Annotated in this window: 20 protein-coding genes; 12 read left to right on the top strand and 8 right to left on the bottom strand. The window is 71.5% G+C overall.

Going from position 1 to position 18832, the window contains the following annotated elements; translation table 11 throughout:
* Positions 1 to 25: 25 nt before the first annotated feature.
* Entirely contained in the window at positions 26 to 973 is a 948-nt protein-coding gene (locus tag ABT147_RS12900; RefSeq protein ID WP_351404989.1) for a methionyl-tRNA formyltransferase, read from the bottom strand.
* A gap of 119 nt (positions 974 to 1092) precedes the next feature.
* On the opposite strand from ABT147_RS12900, the gene ABT147_RS12905 reads away from it, so the two are divergent.
* From ABT147_RS12905 to ABT147_RS12920, 4 genes are all read left to right on the top strand, one after another.
* Entirely contained in the window at positions 1093 to 2430 is a 1338-nt protein-coding gene (locus ABT147_RS12905; protein ID WP_351404991.1) for a lysine N(6)-hydroxylase/L-ornithine N(5)-oxygenase family protein, read from the top strand.
* A 175-nt stretch (positions 2431 to 2605) separates the two neighbouring features.
* Positions 2606 to 3085, top strand: coding sequence for a hypothetical protein (locus ABT147_RS12910; RefSeq protein WP_351404993.1), 480 nt, complete (start codon positions 2606 to 2608; stop codon positions 3083 to 3085).
* A 787-nt stretch (positions 3086 to 3872) separates the two neighbouring features.
* Complete coding sequence (locus ABT147_RS12915) at positions 3873 to 5015, top strand: PLP-dependent cysteine synthase family protein (protein WP_351404995.1); 1143 nt, start codon at positions 3873 to 3875, stop codon at positions 5013 to 5015.
* The gene (locus ABT147_RS12920) at positions 5012 to 6304 is read left to right on the top strand and encodes an MFS transporter (RefSeq protein ID WP_351404997.1); all 1293 of its coding nucleotides are present in this window, start codon (positions 5012 to 5014) and stop codon (positions 6302 to 6304) included. Before ABT147_RS12915 ends, ABT147_RS12920 begins: the two co-directional genes overlap by 4 nt.
* 96 nt (positions 6305 to 6400) lie before the next feature.
* Here the strand turns inward: ABT147_RS12920 and ABT147_RS12925 are convergent, their stop codons facing one another.
* Positions 6401 to 7693 carry a streptophobe family protein gene (locus tag ABT147_RS12925; protein ID WP_351404999.1) on the bottom strand — a complete coding sequence of 431 codons (1293 nt, stop codon included), beginning with the start codon at positions 7691 to 7693 and terminating at the stop codon, positions 6401 to 6403.
* Between the two features lie 162 nt (positions 7694 to 7855).
* Here ABT147_RS12925 and ABT147_RS12930 point away from each other — a divergent pair, with 162 nt between their 5' ends.
* A complete protein-coding gene (locus ABT147_RS12930) occupies positions 7856 to 9145 on the top strand; it encodes a DUF6777 domain-containing protein (protein ID WP_351405001.1) in 1290 nt (429 codons plus the stop codon).
* A 93-nt stretch (positions 9146 to 9238) separates the two neighbouring features.
* On the opposite strand, the gene ABT147_RS12935 is transcribed toward ABT147_RS12930, so the two are convergent.
* Positions 9239 to 9415 carry a hypothetical protein gene (locus ABT147_RS12935; RefSeq protein WP_351405003.1) on the bottom strand — a complete coding sequence of 59 codons (177 nt, stop codon included), beginning with the start codon at positions 9413 to 9415 and terminating at the stop codon, positions 9239 to 9241.
* A 102-nt stretch (positions 9416 to 9517) separates the two neighbouring features.
* Here ABT147_RS12935 and ABT147_RS12940 point away from each other — a divergent pair, with 102 nt between their 5' ends.
* The 3 genes from ABT147_RS12940 (at position 9518) to ABT147_RS12950 (ending at position 11382) form a co-directional block, all read left to right on the top strand.
* The gene (locus tag ABT147_RS12940; protein ID WP_351405005.1) at positions 9518 to 10267 is read left to right on the top strand and encodes a MurR/RpiR family transcriptional regulator; all 750 of its coding nucleotides are present in this window, start codon (positions 9518 to 9520) and stop codon (positions 10265 to 10267) included.
* A gap of 39 nt (positions 10268 to 10306) precedes the next feature.
* Positions 10307 to 10915 carry a DinB family protein gene (locus ABT147_RS12945; protein ID WP_351405007.1) on the top strand — a complete coding sequence of 203 codons (609 nt, stop codon included), beginning with the start codon at positions 10307 to 10309 and terminating at the stop codon, positions 10913 to 10915.
* Positions 10916 to 10998: 83 nt separating this feature from the next.
* Positions 10999 to 11382 carry a helix-turn-helix domain-containing protein gene (locus ABT147_RS12950; protein WP_351405009.1) on the top strand — a complete coding sequence of 128 codons (384 nt, stop codon included), beginning with the start codon at positions 10999 to 11001 and terminating at the stop codon, positions 11380 to 11382.
* A gap of 112 nt (positions 11383 to 11494) precedes the next feature.
* On the opposite strand, the gene ABT147_RS12955 is transcribed toward ABT147_RS12950, so the two are convergent.
* The gene (locus tag ABT147_RS12955; protein WP_351405011.1) at positions 11495 to 12097 is read right to left on the bottom strand and encodes a ClpP family protease; all 603 of its coding nucleotides are present in this window, start codon (positions 12095 to 12097) and stop codon (positions 11495 to 11497) included.
* Positions 12097 to 12753, bottom strand: coding sequence for an ATP-dependent Clp protease proteolytic subunit (locus ABT147_RS12960; RefSeq protein ID WP_351405013.1), 657 nt, complete (start codon positions 12751 to 12753; stop codon positions 12097 to 12099). The genes ABT147_RS12955 and ABT147_RS12960 overlap by 1 nt, the downstream gene beginning before the upstream one ends.
* 235 nt (positions 12754 to 12988) lie before the next feature.
* Between ABT147_RS12960 and ABT147_RS12965 the strand changes: the two genes are divergently transcribed.
* Together ABT147_RS12965 and ABT147_RS12970 are read left to right on the top strand one after the other, a co-directional pair.
* Positions 12989 to 13468, top strand: a complete 480-nt coding sequence (locus ABT147_RS12965) for a VOC family protein (RefSeq protein ID WP_351405015.1) — start codon at positions 12989 to 12991, stop codon at positions 13466 to 13468.
* Positions 13469 to 13628: 160 nt separating this feature from the next.
* Positions 13629 to 14654: a TerC family protein gene (locus ABT147_RS12970; RefSeq protein WP_351405018.1), complete on the top strand. Its 1026-nt coding sequence runs from the start codon at positions 13629 to 13631 to the stop codon at positions 14652 to 14654.
* Positions 14655 to 14687: 33 nt separating this feature from the next.
* Here ABT147_RS12970 and ABT147_RS12975 read toward each other — a convergent pair whose 3' ends face one another.
* From ABT147_RS12975 to ABT147_RS12985, 3 genes are all read right to left on the bottom strand, one after another.
* Positions 14688 to 15662: an SGNH/GDSL hydrolase family protein gene (locus ABT147_RS12975; RefSeq protein WP_351405020.1), complete on the bottom strand. Its 975-nt coding sequence runs from the start codon at positions 15660 to 15662 to the stop codon at positions 14688 to 14690.
* Positions 15663 to 15790: 128 nt separating this feature from the next.
* Complete coding sequence (locus ABT147_RS12980; RefSeq protein ID WP_351405022.1) at positions 15791 to 16468, bottom strand: thioredoxin-like domain-containing protein; 678 nt, start codon at positions 16466 to 16468, stop codon at positions 15791 to 15793.
* Between the two features lie 103 nt (positions 16469 to 16571).
* A complete protein-coding gene (locus tag ABT147_RS12985; protein ID WP_351405024.1) occupies positions 16572 to 16994 on the bottom strand; it encodes a DUF6153 family protein in 423 nt (140 codons plus the stop codon).
* Between the two features lie 213 nt (positions 16995 to 17207).
* On the opposite strand from ABT147_RS12985, the gene ABT147_RS12990 reads away from it, so the two are divergent.
* Positions 17208 to 18014, top strand: a complete 807-nt coding sequence (locus tag ABT147_RS12990) for a VOC family protein (protein WP_351405027.1) — start codon at positions 17208 to 17210, stop codon at positions 18012 to 18014.
* Positions 18015 to 18078: 64 nt separating this feature from the next.
* A complete protein-coding gene (locus tag ABT147_RS12995; RefSeq protein ID WP_351405029.1) occupies positions 18079 to 18810 on the top strand; it encodes a ribonuclease H family protein in 732 nt (243 codons plus the stop codon).
* Positions 18811 to 18832: the final 22 nt, after the last annotated feature.

Below are 18832 nucleotides of genomic sequence, written 5' to 3' on the forward strand. Positions count from 1 at the left end.
AGAGGTCACGGTCACAGGTGACCGGTCAGGGGCGGGCCGTCAGGTAACCGCCCATGGTGCGGAAGTAGTCCGTCGCCGCGTACTCCTTGCCGTCCTCCGTCCGCACCCGCTTCACCAGCAGCCCCGGCAGCCGCCCGGAGCGCGCCTCGGAACCGGCGACGATGACGACGCCGTCGCCCTCCCGGATGAAGATCCGCCCCGGCGTGCCGCCGTAACGCCCCTCGGAGACGGCGGCCGACACGATCCGGACGCGCTCGCCGCGGTGGTGGGTGAAGGCGTTGGGATACGGGTCGGACTGGGCCCGTACGAACCGCTCCAGGTCCTCGGCGGGCCAGGTCCAGTCGATCCGGCTGTCCTCCAGGGACCGCTTGTGGAAGAAGCTCGACCGGGAACGGTCCTGCGGTGTCCACACGGCCTTGCCGGAGGCGATGAGTTCGAGCGACTCGGTGACGAGCGGGCCGATCAGATCGACCGTGCGGTGGAACAGGTCCGTCGCCGTGTCGTGCGGCCCGACCGGCACCGAACGCTGCAACAGCACATCACCCATGTCGAGTTCGGCGTCCATGCGGTGGGCGGTGACACCGACCTCCGGCTCACCGTTGATGAGCGCCCAGATCAGCGGCGAGAAGCCCGCGTACGTGGGGAGCAGGGAGTCGTGGATATTGAGGGTGCCGTGCGGCGGTAGATCGAAGATCTCCGGTGGCAGCCACGTACGCCAGTTGTTGGCCACGATGAGGTCGGGATCGGCCTCCTTGAGCGCGCGCAGAAGTTCGTCGTCGTCCGGGCGATTGCGCAGCAGCACGGGCACACCGTGCTGTTCGGCGAGATCGGCGACCGAGTCGTTCCAGATCTTCTCGTACGCGTGGTCGCTCTTCGGATGGGTGACCGCGAGGACCACCTCGTGTCCGGAATCGAGCAGTGCCTGCAGCGTCCGGTGTCCCCAGGTCTGGTACCCGAACATAACGACCCGCATATGAGCCCTCCTCAGCCGTTGCTAGGTAAGGCTTACCTTATCTAACATGAGTCTGCTTGGGGGAGGCTGTGTTCCAGCTTTGAGACTCTGTGACCTGTACTACGAAAGGCGATGACGCGGTGACGACGCTGCACACCGGGCCGGATTCCATCTACGACGTACTGGGTATCGGATTCGGCCCATCGAATCTCGCGCTCGCCATCGCGCTCCACGAACAGTCCGTGAACGCCGGTACGGAGGGCGGGCTGCGGGTCGGGTTCCTGGAAAGACAACCCCGGTTCGGATGGCACCGGGGGATGCTCATCGACGACGCCACCATGCAAGTGTCCTTCCTCAAGGACCTGGTGACGATGCGTGATCCCACCAGCGACTTCAGCTTCCTGTGCTACCTCCGCGACCAGGGCAGGCTCGTCGACTTCCTCAACCTGAAGACCCTCTTCCCCCTGCGCATCGAGTTCCACGACTACTTCGAGTGGGCCGCCGCCCGGGTCTCGCACCTCGTCGAGTACGACGCCGAGGTCGTCTCCGTACGCCCCGTCACCCACGACGGCGAGGTCCGCTACTTCGACGTCACCAGCCGCACCCCCGGCGACCCGGAACGGCTCACCGTCCGCCGCACCCGCAGCATCTGCGTGGCCGCCGGCCTGGAACCGCACCTTCCGCCCGGCGCGGCCCTGTCCGACCGCGTCTGGCACAACAGCGAGTTGCTGCCCCGCGTCGACCAGGCCCGGCGCTCGGGAGAGCCGATACGCCGTGCCGTCGTCCTGGGCGCCGGCCAGAGCGCGGCGGAGGCCGTGGACTACCTCCACCGCAACTTCCCCGAGGCCGAGATCTGCTCCGTCTTCGCCAAGTACGGCTACACCCCCGCCGACGACAGCCCCTTCGCCAACAAGATCTTCGACCCCGAGGCCGTCGACCTGTACTACGGCGCGCCCCGCGAGGTGAAGCAGTCGCTCTTCGACTATCACCGCAGCACCAACTACTCCGTCGTGGACATGGATTTGATCGAGTCCCTGTCCCGCACCATGTACCAGGAGAAGGTCCAGGGCCGGGAGCGGCTGCGGATGATGAACGTGTCCCGGCTGCGCGAGGTGGAGGTGGGCACGGGCGACGTCAAGGTGACCGTGGAGTTCCTGCCGACGGGGGAGCGCGAGGTCCTCTCCTCCGACCTCCTCGTCTACGCCACCGGCTACCGGCCGCGCGGTGTCGGCGACAACCTCGGGGAGATCGGCAAACTCTGCCTGCGCGACGACGAGGACGCCCTCCAGGTCGGCCGCGACCACCGGGTGGCCACCGCCCCCGACGTCACCGCCGACATCTACCTCCAGGGCGGCACCGAACACACCCACGGCCTCACCTCGACGCTGCTGTCCACCACCGCCGTACGCGCCGGCGAGATCTGCGCCTCCCTCCTCGCACGCCGCGCGACGGACCTGACGGCGGCGTCGGAGCGGTGAGCAGCGGCCCCCGTACGTCGTCGATGTCGGAGTGTCGATGCCGGAGTACGGCCGCTCGCCGAAGCAAACCGGTCATTCGCTTGGCGAGTTGACGCTCCGGGCCGGGAGAGGCGGACGAACGGCCTCCGGGGCGCGCTAGCATCACGGCGTGATGACGGTTAGGCCACTTCGACGCATGGCACGGGCCCGCGCTCTCGCGGGCCCGCTGCTGCGTGTGCTGGGCCTCGCCGTGGTCCTGTTCGCCGTGGCACTGACCCACGGAGCGGTGCCGGAAAGTGCCGGTGGACATGGGGTGACCAGCGCGGTGACATCCGTGACAGGTGTGCCCGAACACCCGCTCCCCGGTGGGCCGGTGCCGTCGGTCGCCCCGGCCGTCACCGCTGTCACGGCCGCCGGGCCCTTCGTCGGGCCCCTTGCCGGACCCTTCGCCGGGCCGCACCACGGGCACGGCGAGCACGGGACCGGCGCTCCCGCCGAACACTGCGCCTCCGCACAGCCGCAGCAGGGTCCGGTCTTCGCGCAACCCCGCTTTGCGGTGTCGGTCAGCGAAGTCGTGGCCCCGGGCTGTGCGCCGGCCGCGCGGAACGTCGGCGAGCCGCGCCTCTCCGACCGCTCGTCAGCCGCCCTGAGAGCACGGGTCGTCCAGCAGGTCTAGGCCGAGGGCTCCTCCCGCCCGTCCGGCTGTTCCCGCCCCACCCGCGCCTGCCGCCCGGCCCCGGCCCTGTGCCGCCGAGCCGGCCGGTCACGCGCGCCCGGAGGACCCCAGTGCCGCCCCACTTCCGCCTGCCCGCGCACCACCGCCGGGCACGCGCCGTCGCCTCACGCCCACGTCCACACCCGCGTCCACGCCCACGCCCACGCCCACAGTCATGCCGGCCGGCGCGGTCACATCCGTTCGGCGCTTCGCCCTGGACGAGGCCGTTCGCCGTCCTCGCGCACGGCGTCCTGTTGATCGCGGTCGTTCTGTGCGCCCTCGTGCACGGGTCGACGGACGAGTCGCACCCCAGGAACGAGTCACACCGTCCGCCCGCGCCGACCGCCACGGCGGGGACGGCGGTCATGACACTCGCCGCGACCCCGGCAGACCAGGCGCCCGCGGAGACACCCCACGGACCGCATGGACCCCACGGACCCCACGGCCACCACTCGGCCGAGGAGTGCCCGCCCGGTGGCGTCCCGCGCACCCCGACCACCCAGAGCACGCACCAGGCACCACCCGCCACCGACCCCGCACCCCCGCTCGCCGGAATCGCCACGGCGGTACTGGGCCCCCTACGGCCCAGGCGCCGCCACCCCCATCGACGCCGATGCCGCCGTACGGGGCGCTCGGCCCTCGTCCGCACCTCGCGGTGGCGGATCTAGACCTCTCGCCCGCGCCGGCCCGAAACGGCCGCCGCACACGTGCACGCATCCGCACCGACACACCCAGCGAGAGCGAAGACATGCGATCGATCGACGCCACCCCCCACACCCCACTCGACCTCACGCCCTTCACCGACCCCGCCCCCACCCCCGGCCGTTCCGCCCTCCCGGCGCTCGTCGGCAACACGCCCCTTCTGCGTGTCTCCCAGCCGCTGACCCCGGCGGGGCACGGCTTCTGGGCGAAGCTGGAAGGCTTCAATCCCGGCGGCATCAAGGACCGGCCCGGCCTGTACATGGTCGAACGGGCCCGCGCACGCGGTGAGTTGCGGCCCGGCGGCCGGATCATCGAGTCCACCAGCGGCACCCTCGGCCTCGGCCTCGCGCTGGCCGGCATGGTGCACGGCCACCCCGTCACCCTGGTCACCGACCCCGGCCTCGAACGGTCCATGACCCGTCTGCTCGGCGTCTACGGAGCCGACGTCGACATCGTCACCGACCCGCACCCCACGGGCGGCTGGCAGCAGGCCAGGCGCGACCGGGTCACCGAACTCCTCGGCCGCCACGACGGCTCCTGGTGCCCGGACCAGTACAACAACCCCGACAACACGACCGCGTACACCCCGCTCGCCCTCGAACTCGCCTCCGCGATGGGCCACATCGACGTGCTCGTGTGCAGCGTGGGCACCGGTGGACACTCCGCGGGTGTGGGCCGGGTCCTGCGGCAGCTGTACCCGGACATCCGGATCGTCGGCGTCGACACGGTCGGCTCGACCATCTTCGGCCAGCCCGCCCGTACCCGGCTGATGCGCGGCCTCGGCTCCAGCATCTACCCGCGCAACGTCGCCTACGACACCTTCGACGAGGTCCACTGGGTCGCCCCGCACGAGGCCGTCTGGACCTGCCGCCGGCTGGCCGCGTCCCACTACGCCACCGGCGGCTGGAGCGTCGGCGCGGTCGCCCTCGTCGCGAGCTGGCTGGCCCGCACCGGGTCCGCCGACACCCGGATCGCGGCGGTCTTCCCCGACGGACCGCAGCGCTATCTGGACACCGTGTACGACGACGAGTACTGCGCCCGGCACGGACTCCTCGCCGGACCACCGGCCCCCGAACCCGAGGTGATCGGCCGCGCGGACGAGAAGGAGGTCGCCCGGTGGACCCGCTGCACCGACGTGGTCGACCCCCTCACCCCGCGCGCCACGAGCGGCGAGGAGGCCGGGGAGTGAAGGGAACCCTCGCCCAGGCACGCTCGTACGACCGTGCCGTCCAGCTGCTGATGGTCAACCAGTTCACCATCAACCTCGGCTTCTACATGCTGATGCCCTATCTGGCCGCCCACCTCTCCGGCACACTCGGCCTCGCCGGCTGGATCGTCGGACTCGTGCTGGGCGTGCGGAACTTCAGCCAGCAGGGCCTGTTCGTGGTCGGCGGCACCCTCGCCGACCGCTACGGCTACAAGCCGCTGATCGTCGCGGGCTGTGTCCTGCGCACGGTCGGTTTCGCGGCACTCGGCTTCGTCGACTCCCTGCCCGCACTGCTCGCCGCCTCGGCGGCCACGGGCCTCGCGGGCGCGCTGTTCAACCCGGCCGTACGCGCCTATCTCGCCGCGGAGGCGGGGGAGCGCAGGGTCGAGGCGTTCGCCCTGTTCAACGTCTTCTACCAGGCGGGCATACTGCTCGGCCCGCTGGTCGGCATGGTCCTCACCGGTGTCGACTTCCGCGTCACCTGCCTCACCGCCGCGGGCATCTTCGCGGTGCTGTCGGTGGTGCAGATCCGCGCCCTGCCCGCCCGGGGCCGCGAGGACGGCGGGGAACGGCCGGGCGAGGGCCGGGAGAGCGTGCTCGCCCAATGGCGCGGCATCCTCGGCAACCGGCCCTTCCTGCTCTTCGCCGCCGCCATGACCGGCTCGTACGTCCTCACCTTCCAGGTCTATCTGGCCCTGCCCCTGGAGGTACGACGCGTCGGCGGGGACGGGGAGTTCGGCACGGCCGCCGTCGCGGTGCTCTTCGCGGTGTCCGGGCTGAGCACGATCCTCGGCCAGACCAGGGTGACCGCCTGGTGCAAGGCCCGCTACGAACCCGGGCCGGCACTGGTCCGCGGGCTGGCGGTGATGGGCTGCGCGTTCGTTCCGCTGCTCCTGGCCACGATCCTGCCCGTACCCGCGTCCGGACCGGGACTGTGGCTGGCGGCGGCTCTTCCGCCGACGCTGGCCGCGCTGCTCCTGGCCGTCGGCACGATGATCGCCTACCCCTTCGAGATGGACACCATCGTCCGTCTCTCCGGGGACCGGCTCGTCGCCACGCACTACGGGCTGTACAACACCGTCTGCGGGGTCGGCATCACCGTCGGCAACCTGCTGACCGGCGTCGCGCTGGACGCCGCCCGCGAGGCCGGGCTGCCGGCGCTGCCCTGGCTGTCGCTGTGCGCGCTCGGCCTCGGCTGCGCCGCGTCGGTGTACGGACTGCACCGCACGGGCCGGCTCGCGGCGCCCACGCCGAAGCCGGTGACGGTCTGAGCCGAAGCCGGTGACGGTCTGACGGGTCCGGTCACCGGGGTGGGGCGGGCGTCGTACGGCGTCCGTCCCACCCTCCGGGCGGTCGGGGCCGTCGCCCTACCGGTGGCCGAGGTCGTCGTCCGTGTCGACCGCGCCCCGCCGCCGTACGCCCTTCGCCAGCATCCCGCCCAGGAACCCGGTCACGAGCCCCCAGAGGACGGCGAGTCCGAGGGCGGACCACAGGTGGGGCCGCAGGAACAGTTCCCCGCCCAGGTCGCCGCCGAGGTCACCGATGCCGATGACCGACAGCCCGTAGTGCGCGGAGACCCGGGCCACCAGACAGATCGTCAGGACGGTGAGCACGAGGGCGGCCGCCATGTGCACGGCGTGCTGCCACAGCCTGACCCGGGCCGGGGAGCGGGCGGCCATCACGAACGCGGCGACGAGCAGCAGCAGGGCGTTCACGGCCACCAGCCACCACACCCGGCCGTCGTACTCGGCCAGCGAGCCCAGATTCAGCGTCGACACATCGGGCCCGCGCACGACGTCGTCCAGGATCTTCGGCATCGGCAGCCCGAACGGCCCCTCGACCTGGCTGTCCCAGGTGGCGCCCAGGCCGATCGTGAAGGTCAGCCACAGTACGTTCGGCAGGCCCAGCAGGATCACCGCCGCCGTCTCGGCGGCGTGCCCCCGGGTCAGCGCCACCACGATCCCGATCAGCAGCCCGAGACCGACGTACGCCAGCAGCAGCCCGACCATCGCGTACGCGGCCGGGCGCACCGACTCCTGGAACCGCAGCAGCCGCGCAGGGAGCGGCGCCCCGCGTGACACCAGCAGCGCCAGGACGAGGACCCCGGCGAGCCACAGCAGCCCGAAGAACAGGGTCGGGACCACGGCCGTCTCGAACCCCACGTCGGCGGAGGTGCCGAAGAAGTCGCCCACGTCGCCGAGCGGGATCTCGAAGGTCTGCCGGGCCGCGACCGCGAGACCGATCAGCGCCGCCAGCCACAGGACGGCGACCCGGACGGCCCAGCCCGCGAGTTCGGCCGCCCCCGCCACCGCCCGGTGCCGCAAGGGCCGCAGGAATCCGGCGGCGATCACCAGCGCGCCGACGAGGGTCACCGACAGCGGCACCACGGTCAGGCCCGCCTGGGTCTCGGCGAAGGCGCCGGCGCCGCCGGAGAGCTCGATGGTGCCGCCCACCGCCGTCACGACGGTGGCCGCGACGACCCGGGGGAACGCGCCGTCCGGGAGGTCCGCCGCACCCGCCGCCCACAGCCCGAGGGACGCCGTCACGATCATCGCGATCAGTCCGGCCAGCACGGTCGCGAGGGCCTGGAGCCAGCCGTGACGGGCGACCGCCCGCTCCGGTGCGGGCGCCTGCCGAGGAGGGAGCGTGTGGGGACTCACTCTTGCCACGCTAAGCACGGCCGAGGCACTCCGCGCGCCGGGAGGACGGCCCTCCTCGGCTTGCGGGAGGCACGGGACCAGGGCACACAATGGGCCTGTTGTGGAAGAAAGCGGCATATAACGCATGAATCGCCGCGGAGTCCCTACGGCGGGAGAAGCCCCGTGAGCGCCGATCAACCGTCTTCCGGCCGCCCGACAGGACCGCCCTCCGGTCCCCTGTCCGGGCCGTCGCAACCCAGCCCCACCCCGCCCGACCCGACGCGGCCGAGCGGCCCGATCCCCCCGGAGCCGCCGAGCGGCGCCTCGGGCCCGGGCGGCCCCGGCGGGCCGGGCGGAGGTGGGTCGGGCGGCGGCTCGGGGGGATCGGGCCAGGGGCCAGGTGGCCCCGGCCATCCGTGGTGGCGGTCCGCGCCCCGTATCGCCCTCATCGTCACCGCGGCCGTCGTCGCCGCGGTCCTGATCGTCGTCCTCACCCGCTCCGACGACTCGGGCGGCTCCGCCGACGGCGAGGTCTTCCTCCAGGCCGCCGGCAAGGCCGGCCCCGACCCGTTCACCGAGTCGACGGCGACGGACAGTTCCGCCCCGCCCACGGCCCCCGCAGCGACCCCGAGCAGATCGGAACCCGCCAATGTGACGCGGGCCGTGGACGGCGCGTCCCCCGGCCTCTACGGCGGTACGCGGAACGTCGCCAGCTGCGACGTCGAGAAGCAGATCAAGGCGCTCGGGGCGAACCCCGCCAAGAACGACGCCTTCGCCTCCGTCGCGGGCGTCAGGTCCTCCGACGTACCCGCCTATCTGCGCTCGCTCACCCCGGTGCAACTGCGCATGGACACCCGCGTCACCAACCACGGCTACCGCGACGGCGCCGCCACCAGCTACCAGGCCGTCCTCCAGGCCGGTACCGCCGTCCTCGTCGACGACCGGGGCCTGCCCAAGGTGCGCTGCGCCTGCGGCAACCCGCTGAAGCAGCCGGTCGCGCTGAAGACCACACCCGAGCCGAAGGGCGACTCCTGGCCGTCGTACCGGCCGCAGAACGTGGTGGTCGTGGAGCGCTCGACGGTGGTCATCAACGTGTTCGTCCTCTACGACCCCGAGCACGACGACTGGTTCACCCGCCCCTCCGGTGACACGGGCGGGAAGGACAAGAAGACCGCCCCGCCGAGCGACCGGCCTTCCCCGTCGGTGTCGACGTCCTTCTCCGAGGAACCGCCGACCGAGAAGCCCGAGCCGTGCCCCTCGTCCCCGAACGGCACCAGGGCCGAGAGCGAGAGCCCGTGTCCCTCCTCGTCCTCGGTGGCCCCGCCCACCTCACCCCCGTCGGAGCCGGAGACCGTCGAGCCCCCGGCGGAGCCGGAGAGCCCCGAGACGGTCGACTCGGCGCCGGAGGACACCACGACCTCCGAATCGGCGTCCCTCAGCGCCCCGGAGTCGATCGGCACCCCGGGATCCTGACCGGAACCGGTCACCGACACCGAAGCGGTACGGCCCCTGCTCACGGGCGCGGGTGAGTGTGCGACCAGCCCCCACTCACCCGCGCCGTGCGCCTCACTCGTCGATCGCCGACCCGAACAGCGCGCCCACGTGGGGCGCCCCGAGCGAGGCGGCGTTGTACGACGTGCTGCCGGGCACCCCCGCGTACGCGGACGGGGCGGCGGCGATCGCCGCGCCGGTGACGAGAAGAAAGGTGGCCGCCGCGAGGGTAGCCGAACGGTTCTTGCGCATGTACGGCTCCAGAAAGTAAGAACGGCCGGGCAGCGCGGGGGTGTTGGGAAAGGGCCCGTTCCTTGTCCGGCGTCCTGTTTGACGGCGGATGGTGCGCAAGGGTTGCACGGGAATGCACGCCGACTTCAGGAGGCTCTACCTCCGGTTTTCCTCCAGCGCCTGGGCTACGCCGGTCTGCCCGCCCTGAAGCGCGAGCTGGCCGCCGGGTTCACCGCGGCCGTGGCCCCCGAGGTGCGGCTGAAGCAGCGCATCGCCCATGTCGGCCCGGACCTCGACGGCATCTGGGCCGATGTGATCGACGAGGCCCGGGAACGCATCGACCAGACCCGGCGGCTGACCGAGCCGGACGCCCTGCGCTCCGCCGTGACCGCGCTCGCCGACGCCGTCGAGATCCACTGCTTCGGCATCGCCGCCTCCGAACCGGCCGCCCGCCACCTGTCGTTGGCGCTCGGACGGATCGACCGCCGCTCCCGCTTCTCCGGCGCCACCGGCTTCGCCCTCGCCGACCACCTCCTCGCCCTGCGCCAGGGCGACGCCGTGGTGATCTTCCAGCCGGGGCGCGCCCTGCACGAGCTGACCGTGCTCGTCGAACGCGCCCGCGCGGTCGGCGCCCGCGTCGTCCTCGTCACCGACGAACTCGGCGAGGAGTTCGGCGATCGCGTCGACGCCGTCCTGACCGCACCGCACACCCCCACCGGCATCACCTCGGAGGCCCTCACCGCCCTCGTCGTCGCCGACGTCCTGCTCCTCGCCCTGACCACCCTGGACGAGACCCGTGCCGTCGACACCTCCCACCAACTGACCGTGCTGCGCGAGCAGTTGATGCCCACCAGGACCGGCCGGAAGGGCTGACGGGCGGAAAGTGGTGGCGGACCGGGGCGGCGACGGCCCATGATCCTCCGCATGAGTGACAGTTTTGAGGCACGGCCGCCCGACGAACAGCACCTGCCGGAGCGCAAGCCCGGATGGGGCGACCGGTTCGTCGGCCCCGAAGGAGACCCGCGCGGCGAAGGAGGCTTCGAGGGGGAGCGGGCCACGCTGGTCGGGTATCTCCGCAACCAGCGGCTGACCCTGGAGCTGAAGTGCGCGGGGCTCGACGCCGAGGCCCTGGCCCGCCGTTCGGTGCCGCCGTCGAACATGTCGCTGCTCGGACTCGTACGCCATCTGGCCGGCGTGGAACAGTACTGGTTCCGCGAGGCGTTGGCGGGCGAGCCGCCCGCGCCGCGCCACTACCGCGCCGGCGACGACCCCGACGGGGACTTCAACGACGCCGTGGCCGACCCCGAGGCCGTCGCCGACGCCTGGACGACCTGGCGCTCCGAGGTCGACTTCGCCGAGCGGTTCGTGGCCGGGGCCCCGGACCTCGGCATCACCGGCCGCCACGACGACGAGCCCATCGCCCTCCGCGAGGTCCTCGTCCACCTCATCGAGGAGTACGCCCGCCACAACGGCCACGCCGACCTCCTGCGCGAACGCGTCGACGGACGCATCGGCCAGTGAACCCCGGCGCACGGAACCGGGATTTCCCTGAGGGCGGAACGCCGCCCCCTTCCCCTCCCGCCCGGAATTCCTAGGCTGAAGAAGTGAGCCAACAAGCGTCGAACGAAGCCCGAGTCATCCCTCTGCGCCCGGCGACGGCCCGCCCGGCGACGGCGCGTCCGGTGGCGCCCCGCCCGGCCGGCCCGCCTGCCAAGGAGCCTCTGTGGCGCGACCTCGTCGGGGACGTCCTGCGCCGCGAACGCCTCGCCCAGGAACGCACCCTGAAGGACGTCGCCGACGCGGCCCGCATCTCGATGCCGTACCTCTCCGAGGTGGAACGGGGGCGCAAGGAAGCCTCCTCGGAGGTCCTGGCGGCCGCCGCCCAGGCCCTCGGCCTGGGCCTGGGGGACCTGTTGTCCCTGGCCCAGACCGAACTGACCCGCAGCACGCCCAAGGCCTCTTACAACGGCCTGTGCCTCGTGGCCTGACAGGGCTCGACGGTTTCGCCCCAGGGGGAGGGGGTCCCGCTCGCCGGCGACCGCGGGGCGGATGTGGTTGCTCGCGCGGTTCCCCGCGCCCCTGGCGGGGCGCGGGCGACCCTCAGACCCCCACCGGCCGCCGGCTCAACACCTCGTCCGCGAGCCCGTACGCCACCGACTCCTCCGCCGTGAACACCTTGTCCCGGTCCATGTCGGCCCGCAGCTCCACCACCTCACGCCCCGTGTGCCGCGCGAGCACCCCCTCCACCTGCGCCCGGATCCGCACCATCTCCTTGGCCTGGAGGGAGAGATCGGACACTGTCCCCTGCCGGCCCCCACTCGCCGGCTGCCCCAGCAGCACCCGAGCGTGCTCCAGCACGAACCGCCGCCCGGGATCCCCGCCCGCCAGCAGCACCGCCGCCGTCGAGGCCGCCTGCCCCACACAGAGCGTCGAGATCGGTGCCCGGACGTACGACATCGTGTCGTAGATCGCCATCAGCGAAGTGAACGATCCCCCGGGCGAGTTGATATAGACGTTGATCTCGCGGTCCGGCATCGCCGCCTCCAGATGGAGCAGTTGCGCGATGACGACGTTCGCCACCCCGTCGTCGATCTCCGTGCCGAGGAAGACGATCCGCTCGGACAGCAGCCGGCTGAACACGTCGTACGACCGCTCGCCCTGCGCGGTCCGCTCGACCACGTTCGGAATCGTGTACGTCCCCATCACTGCAGTCCCATCCGTCGCCGTGAGGCGGCCGGCCGTACGTCGTCCAGCGACTCGACGACCCGGTCGACCATCCCGTACTCCCTGGCCTGCTCGGCCGTGAACCAGCGGTCGCGGTCGCCGTCCCGGGAGACCGTCTCCTCGCTCTGGCCGGTGTGCTCCGCGGTGATCCGTTCGATGGCCCGCTTGGTGAACTCCAGGTTCTCCGCCTGGATCTCGATGTCGGCGGTGGTCCCGCCGATGCCCGCCGACGGCTGGTGCATCATGATCCGCGCGTTGGGCAGCGCGAACCGCTTGCCGTGCGTGCCCACACTCAGCAGGAACTGGCCCATGCTCGCCGCGAAGCCCATCGCCAGCGTGGACACGTCGTTCGGGATCAGCCGCATCGTGTCGTAGATGGCGAGACCCGCCGTCACCGAACCACCCGGGCTGTTGATGTACAGACTGATGTCGGTGCGCGGGTCCTCCGCCGACAGCACCAGCAACTGGGCGCAGACCCGGTTCGCGGAGACCTCGTCGACCTGGGTGCCGAGGAGGACGATCCGCTGCGCGAGGAGCTGCGCGGCGAGATGGTCGTCGAAACGGGACGGCGGGGTGTCGCCCTCCTCGGCGCGCGGGGCGGGCGCGGGGGCCCGGCCGGTGATCAGTGGAGTCACGGTTCCTCCCTGGGGGTGAACGCGACCGCGACGGCCGCTGTCTCCACCCTCCCCGGGAACCACCCCTCACCAGGCATTTCTCTGCCCGTGGCAGATTCGCCGACAGCAGAGCGACGACCGCCACCCCCGCCCGGCGCATCTCGTCCCCGCACCACCGATGAGTTTGCGGACCGGGGCCGGTCGATACAGATGACGACACACCCAGGGGCGACACACCCCGCCGGAGGAGGCACCCATGTCCAGCGACGGATTCACCACCTGCCTGTGGTTCGACGGCCAGGCGGAGGAGGCGGCAGCCCACTACGTCTCGGTCTTCAAGAACTCCCGGCTCGGCCGCGTCACCCACTACGGCGAGGGCGCGCCCCAGCCGGCCGGCTCCGTGCTCACCGTGGAGTTCGAGGCGAACGGGCAGCGGTTCGTCGCGCTGAACGGCGGCCCGATGTTCAAGTTCACCGAGGCCATTTCCTTCCAGATCCTCTGCGCCGACCAGGACGAGATCGACTACTACTGGAACAGCCTCACCGAGGGCGGCGAGCCGGGACCCTGCGGCTGGCTCAAGGACCGGTTCGGAGTGTCCTGGCAGGTCGTGCCCGCCGAACTCGTCGACATGATCAGCGACTCCGACCCGCAGAAGGTGGCCCGCGCGACCGAGGCGTTCATGTCGATGGGCAAGTTCGACCTCGCCGCCCTGCGGAAGGCGTACGCGGGCGAGTAGCCGCCCCGCAACCCTTCTCACCCTGGTGGCAGGGTCCCCGCGACAGGGCCGCCACCAGGGTGCGTACGGGAATTTCGGCCATTCTTTACCCGGTCCGGGTAGCGGATGCAAAGGACGCCGGTGAGGCTTTCCTGTGCACCACCTGTTACCCGGAGGAACCTTGAACGTCACCCTGACCACCTGGCTGCTCACCGTCGTCGCCCTGTGCGTGCTGGTGGGGGTCGACTTCTTCATCGGCCGTAAACCCCACGACGTGTCGATCAAGGAGGCCGGGATCTGGTCGGCCGTCTGGATCGCCCTGGCCATCGCCTTCGGCCTGGTCGTGCTGGCCGTCGGCGGGGGCAAACCGGCGGGAGAGTTCTTCGCGGGCTTCATCACCGAGAAGTCCCTCAGCGTCGACAACCTCTTCGTCTTCGTGCTGATCATGGCGAAGTTCTCGGTGCCCTCGCAGTACCAGCAACGCGTGCTGATGGTCGGTGTGCTGATGGCCCTGGTGCTCCGGGCGATCTTCATCGCCGCCGGCGCGGCGATCCTCGCCAGCTTCGCCTGGGTCTTCTACATCTTCGGCGCGTTCCTGATCTACACCGCCTGGAAGCTGGTCGAGGACGCCCGCAAGGGCAGCCACGAGGAGGAGTACGAGGAGAACAAGCTCCTCAAGGCCGTGGAGAAACGATTCGGGGTGGCCGACCGGTACCACGGCACCAAGCTGTGGATCGAGGAGAACGGCAAGCGCGTCATGACGCCGATGCTGGTCGTGATGCTCGCGATCGGCTCCACCGACGTCCTGTTCGCCCTCGACTCCATCCCCGCGATCTACGGCCTCACCCAGGACCCGTACATCGTCTTCACCGCCAACGCCTTCGCCCTGATGGGCCTGCGCCAGCTGTACTTCCTCATCGGCGGCCTCCTCAAGAAGCTCGTCCACCTCTCCTACGGCCTGTCCATCATCCTCGGCTTCATCGGCGTCAAACTCGTCCTCCACGCCCTGCACGAGTCCGGCGTCCACGTCCCGGAGATCTCCATCCCCTTCTCCCTCGGCTTCATCGTCCTGGTCCTCGCTGTCACGACCGTGACGAGCCTGTGGGCGTCGAAGAAGCAGCAGGAGGCGGAAGCGGCCGGTGCGGCGGGCACGGGAGACGCGGCGGACGCGGGGGACGATGAGCCCACCACCTCGCAGCGGGTCTAGGAAGCCTCCTGGACGCGCCTTCTCGGCCTCTCTCTAGGAGGCCCTGTCGGCGATCGCCCGGGTGATCGCCCTGGCCATCCGTGTGATGCCGGGGGACAGCACCGGGCACGGCCTCGGCTTCGACGTCGTCGGGGCCAGACAGAAGTGCAGATAGTCCTTGTCGTGGTGGAGCGCGGTGCGGGCCCGTCCGGGCTGGGTGCAGTAGCCGTCGTGCTCGCGTTCGTACGCGGTGCACGGCAGATACTGGGTCCAGGCGTAGCGGTCGGCGGCCGGGCTCACGGCCCGGCCGGCGTCGGCGACCATGTCACCGGAGGCCCTGGCCTGCTTCTCGTACAGGGCGTTCACCCGGCGGACCCGGTCCGGGGTCATCGGATCGGGGCCCTGCAGCACCCAGACGATCGTCGGCCGGTGCGTACCGCCCGCGTTCGCGATCTGGTCGGTGAGTTGCTCGGCGGCGGCCGTGTACCGCCGGAAGTACTCGGCGCGGGCCTTGCCGTAGGTGACGCCGTCCATGCAGGGCGTGTAGTCCCATGCGTTGCCCCAGAACTGCAGTACCACGTAGTCCGGGCTCAGCCGTCGCACCAGCGCCGCCGCCTTGTCCTGGGCCGGGACGAGCGACCGGTCGGCGGTGCCCTCCAGGTAGTCGCACAGGGTGGTGCCCCCGTACGGGGCACTCGTGTAGCGGGCGTCGAGGTCGTCCTTCAGGAACTTGCCGAGGACGTCCTGGTTCTCCATGGCGAGCGAGTCCCCGAGATAGAGCACCTTCGGCGCCGGCTTGGCCCCATCGGCGTCGTTATCGGCATCGGCATCGGCATCGGCATCGTTCTCGGCGTCGGCTTCCGTGCCGGGGGACGCGGTGGAGGCCCGCTGACGGGTGGTCGGTGACGTGTCCGGCGCCGCGGCCGACGGCGGTGCCTCCCCGGGCGCGGACTCCGGATCCCCGCACGCGCCGAGCAGCAGCGCGGCGAGCACCGCCCCCGCCACTCCCACGATCCACGGCTTGCGCATACGGCGACCCCCGCCCCGGCCATCGAAACGGTTCCCCAGGCAAGCACAGCCCGGGACGAGGCGGAAGACCCGTGTCGGCCACGAGGGCGCCCGGACCGGAAACGACCGGACGCCCCCACCCGGTCAGGTCAGGGCGTCATGCCGCCGGAGCACGCGGCACCCGGCTCCGGCGTCTGCTCGCCCTGGACGTACTTGTCGATGAACTTCCGCACCCGCGGGTCGGACGCCTTGTCCACCTTCAGCTGGTGCTCCCAGGCGCTCAGCACGATGGGCGAGGACTGGTCCTCGTAGGGGCTCATGAAGGTGTACGTCGTCTTGTTCACCAGTCCGGTCAGCGACTCGACGTCCGCCTTGGCCGCCTTGTCGTTGTACGTGATCCAGACGGCGCCGTGCTCCAGCGCGTGCACCGCGTTCTCGTTCGGCACGGCCTTGGTGTACACCTGCTTGTCGCAGTTGACCCACACCTGGTTGTGGTCGCCGCCCACCGGCGGGCTCATCTTGTAGTCGACGGGCTCGGAGACATGGTTCTGGGTGAGCTTCGACCAGCTCTTGACGCCGTCGACCGGCGCGGCCTTCGCCTCCTCCTTCTCCTGGGCGGAGTCGATGAGGAACCAGCCGCCGCCCACGAGCCCGGCGAGGATCACACCGGTCACGCCCAGCGTGAGCATCCGCATCCGCCGCTCACGGGCCTGCTCCGCCTTGCGTATCTCCTCGACGCGGGCGCGCCGCGCCGCCTCCCTGGCCTTCGGGCTGTTGTTCCTGCCCTTCGAGCCGCTGTTGTTGGCCTTCGCCTTGGATGAAGCCATGGGGATCGTCCTTCTTCTCCCTGCCGCGCCGCACGGGCACGGCGGTCCTGCGAGTCGTCGGTGGGTCTGTCGTACGGGTCTGTCGTACGGGCCGGTGGCCGGTCTAGACGCGGAGCAACTGCAGTTCGTGGAGATCGGGAGGGCGGGCCCGTCCCGGCTCCCGGGAGCCGACGGGCGTGACCAGGGCCGGAGCGGGCGCCGGCGGCCAGGGCGCGGCGGTGTGATCGGCGCCGGGCAACGGCACATGGCCCAGGACCGCGGCCGGGTCGGAGGCGTGGCAGTCGTGCCCGCCGGGGCTGTGCTCACAGGGGTCGCGCTCCGCACGCGCCGCCCGCGCGGGGGCCGCCCCCTCCGCCGCCGGCCCCGCCGACACCGAATGCGGGCGTGGCCCGGGAGCCTCACCGGGCGGCGAGCCCGCGCAGAACAGCAGGAACGTGGTCAGGGCCAGCGAGACCACGAGCATCAGGCGCACCGACCGGCTCCGGGCGCACGGCAGCGCCGTACGTCGGAAGGGTCGGCCGGACATGGAGGCACCTCACGAGTCGAGGCGAACGGGAGTGCGAGCGCCGCTGAAATTATCAGACGGCGCACGGCCGTGGTCCCGTCCCACGGATCCCGTGCCGGTTTCACGCGGTCCGTCCCGTTCGGCGCGCGTCCCGGTGCGGTCCTGGCTAGCGTGAGACCGGGGAGAACCACCCGTTCCGGGGAACCACCGGTCGAACCGAGGAGAGTGGCAGCCATGGCCGCACATCCCGAGGGAGCACCCTGTTGGGCCGACGCGATGTTCAGCGACGTCGAGGGGGCGAAGAGTTTCTACGGCGACGTACTGGGCTGGACGTTCGGCGAGTCGTCCACCGAGTTCGGCAACTACACACAGGCGTACGTCGACGGCAAGGCGGTGGCCGCGGTCGTCCCGCCGATGCCCGGACAGGAGGGCCAGTCCGCCTGGTGCCTGTACTTCGCCTCGTCCGACGTGAACGCCACCGCCGCGAAGGTCCGTGACAACGGCGGCGAGGTGCTGATGGAGCCGATGCGGGTCGGCGAGTTCGGCTCCATGCTGCTGGGCCGCTCCCCGGACGGCGTCGTCTTCGGCGTCTGGCAGCCCGGCGTCCACAAGGGCTTCGAGGCGATGGGCGTGCCCGGGGCGTACGTCTGGGCCGAGATCTTCACCCGCGAGCCGGAGAAGTCGGACGCGTTCTTCCCGGCCGTCTTCTCGTTCCGGGCCAAGCAGATGGACCACCCCGACGACCCCGAGCTGGACTTCCGGGTCTTCGACCGGGGGGAGAGCCCGCTCCTCGGCCGGATGAGGATGACGGACGACTTCCCGCCCGAGGTGCCCTCGTACATCAACGTGTACTTCACCGTCTCCGACTGCGACGACGCGGTCGCCAGGGCCACCAAGCTGGGCGGTGTCCTGCGCTTCGGCCCGATGGACACCCCCTTCGGCCGCTTCGCCGCGCTCAGCGACCCGCAGGGCGCGTCGTTCTCGGTCATCGACGTCACCACCACCCACGGCGAGATGCCGGCGCTCACGGACGTCGACTGAGCGGACCGGGCGGTGTGCGCGGGGGCGTGGGACCCGTGGACGGTCCCACGCCCCCGCGCATGGCATGATCGAGCGCATGCCGGAACGTGTTGTGGCCGCCTGTGACGGAGCGTCCAAGGGAAACCCCGGACCAGCGGGCTGGGCCTGGGTGGTCGCCGAGGACGATGAGATCCCTTCGCGCTGGGAGGCCGGCCCGCTGGGCAGAGCCACCAACAACATCGCCGAACTCACCGCGCTGGAGCGGCTGTTGGCGGCCACCGACCCGGCCGTCCCGATCGAGATCCGGATGGACTCGCAGTACGCGATGAAGGCGGTCACCACCTGGCTGCCCGGCTGGAAGCGCAACGGCTGGCGCACGGCCGCCGGCAAGCCGGTCGCCAACCAGGAACTCGTGGTCCGTATCGACGAGTTGCTCACCGGCCGCGCCGTGGAGTTCCGCTACGTCCCCGCCCACCAGGTCGACGGCGACCGGCTCAACGACTTCGCCGACCGCGCGGCGAGCCAGGCGGCCGTCGTCCAGGAGCCCGCCGGCACCGAGCTGGGCTCCCCGGAACCGCCGGCCGCGCCCGATACGCCCCCGTCCCGTTGGAGCGCGGCGAAGAAGTCCGCGAAGTCCGGCCGACCCGGCGGCCGTACCGGCTCGTCCTCCGCGTCCTCGTCCCGCACCATCAAGGCGAAGTTCCCCGGCCGCTGTCTGTGCGGCCGTCCGTACGCCGCGGGTGAGCCCATCGCCAAGAACGACCAGGGCTGGGGCCACCCGGAGTGCCGTACGGCGGCGCCGGCCGGCGCCGAGTAGCGGCCGCCGCGCGGGACGGCGT

The sequence above is a fragment of the Streptomyces sp. NPDC001868 genome (genome assembly GCF_040297125.1).
GTDB lineage: Bacteria > Actinomycetota > Actinomycetes > Streptomycetales > Streptomycetaceae > Streptomyces.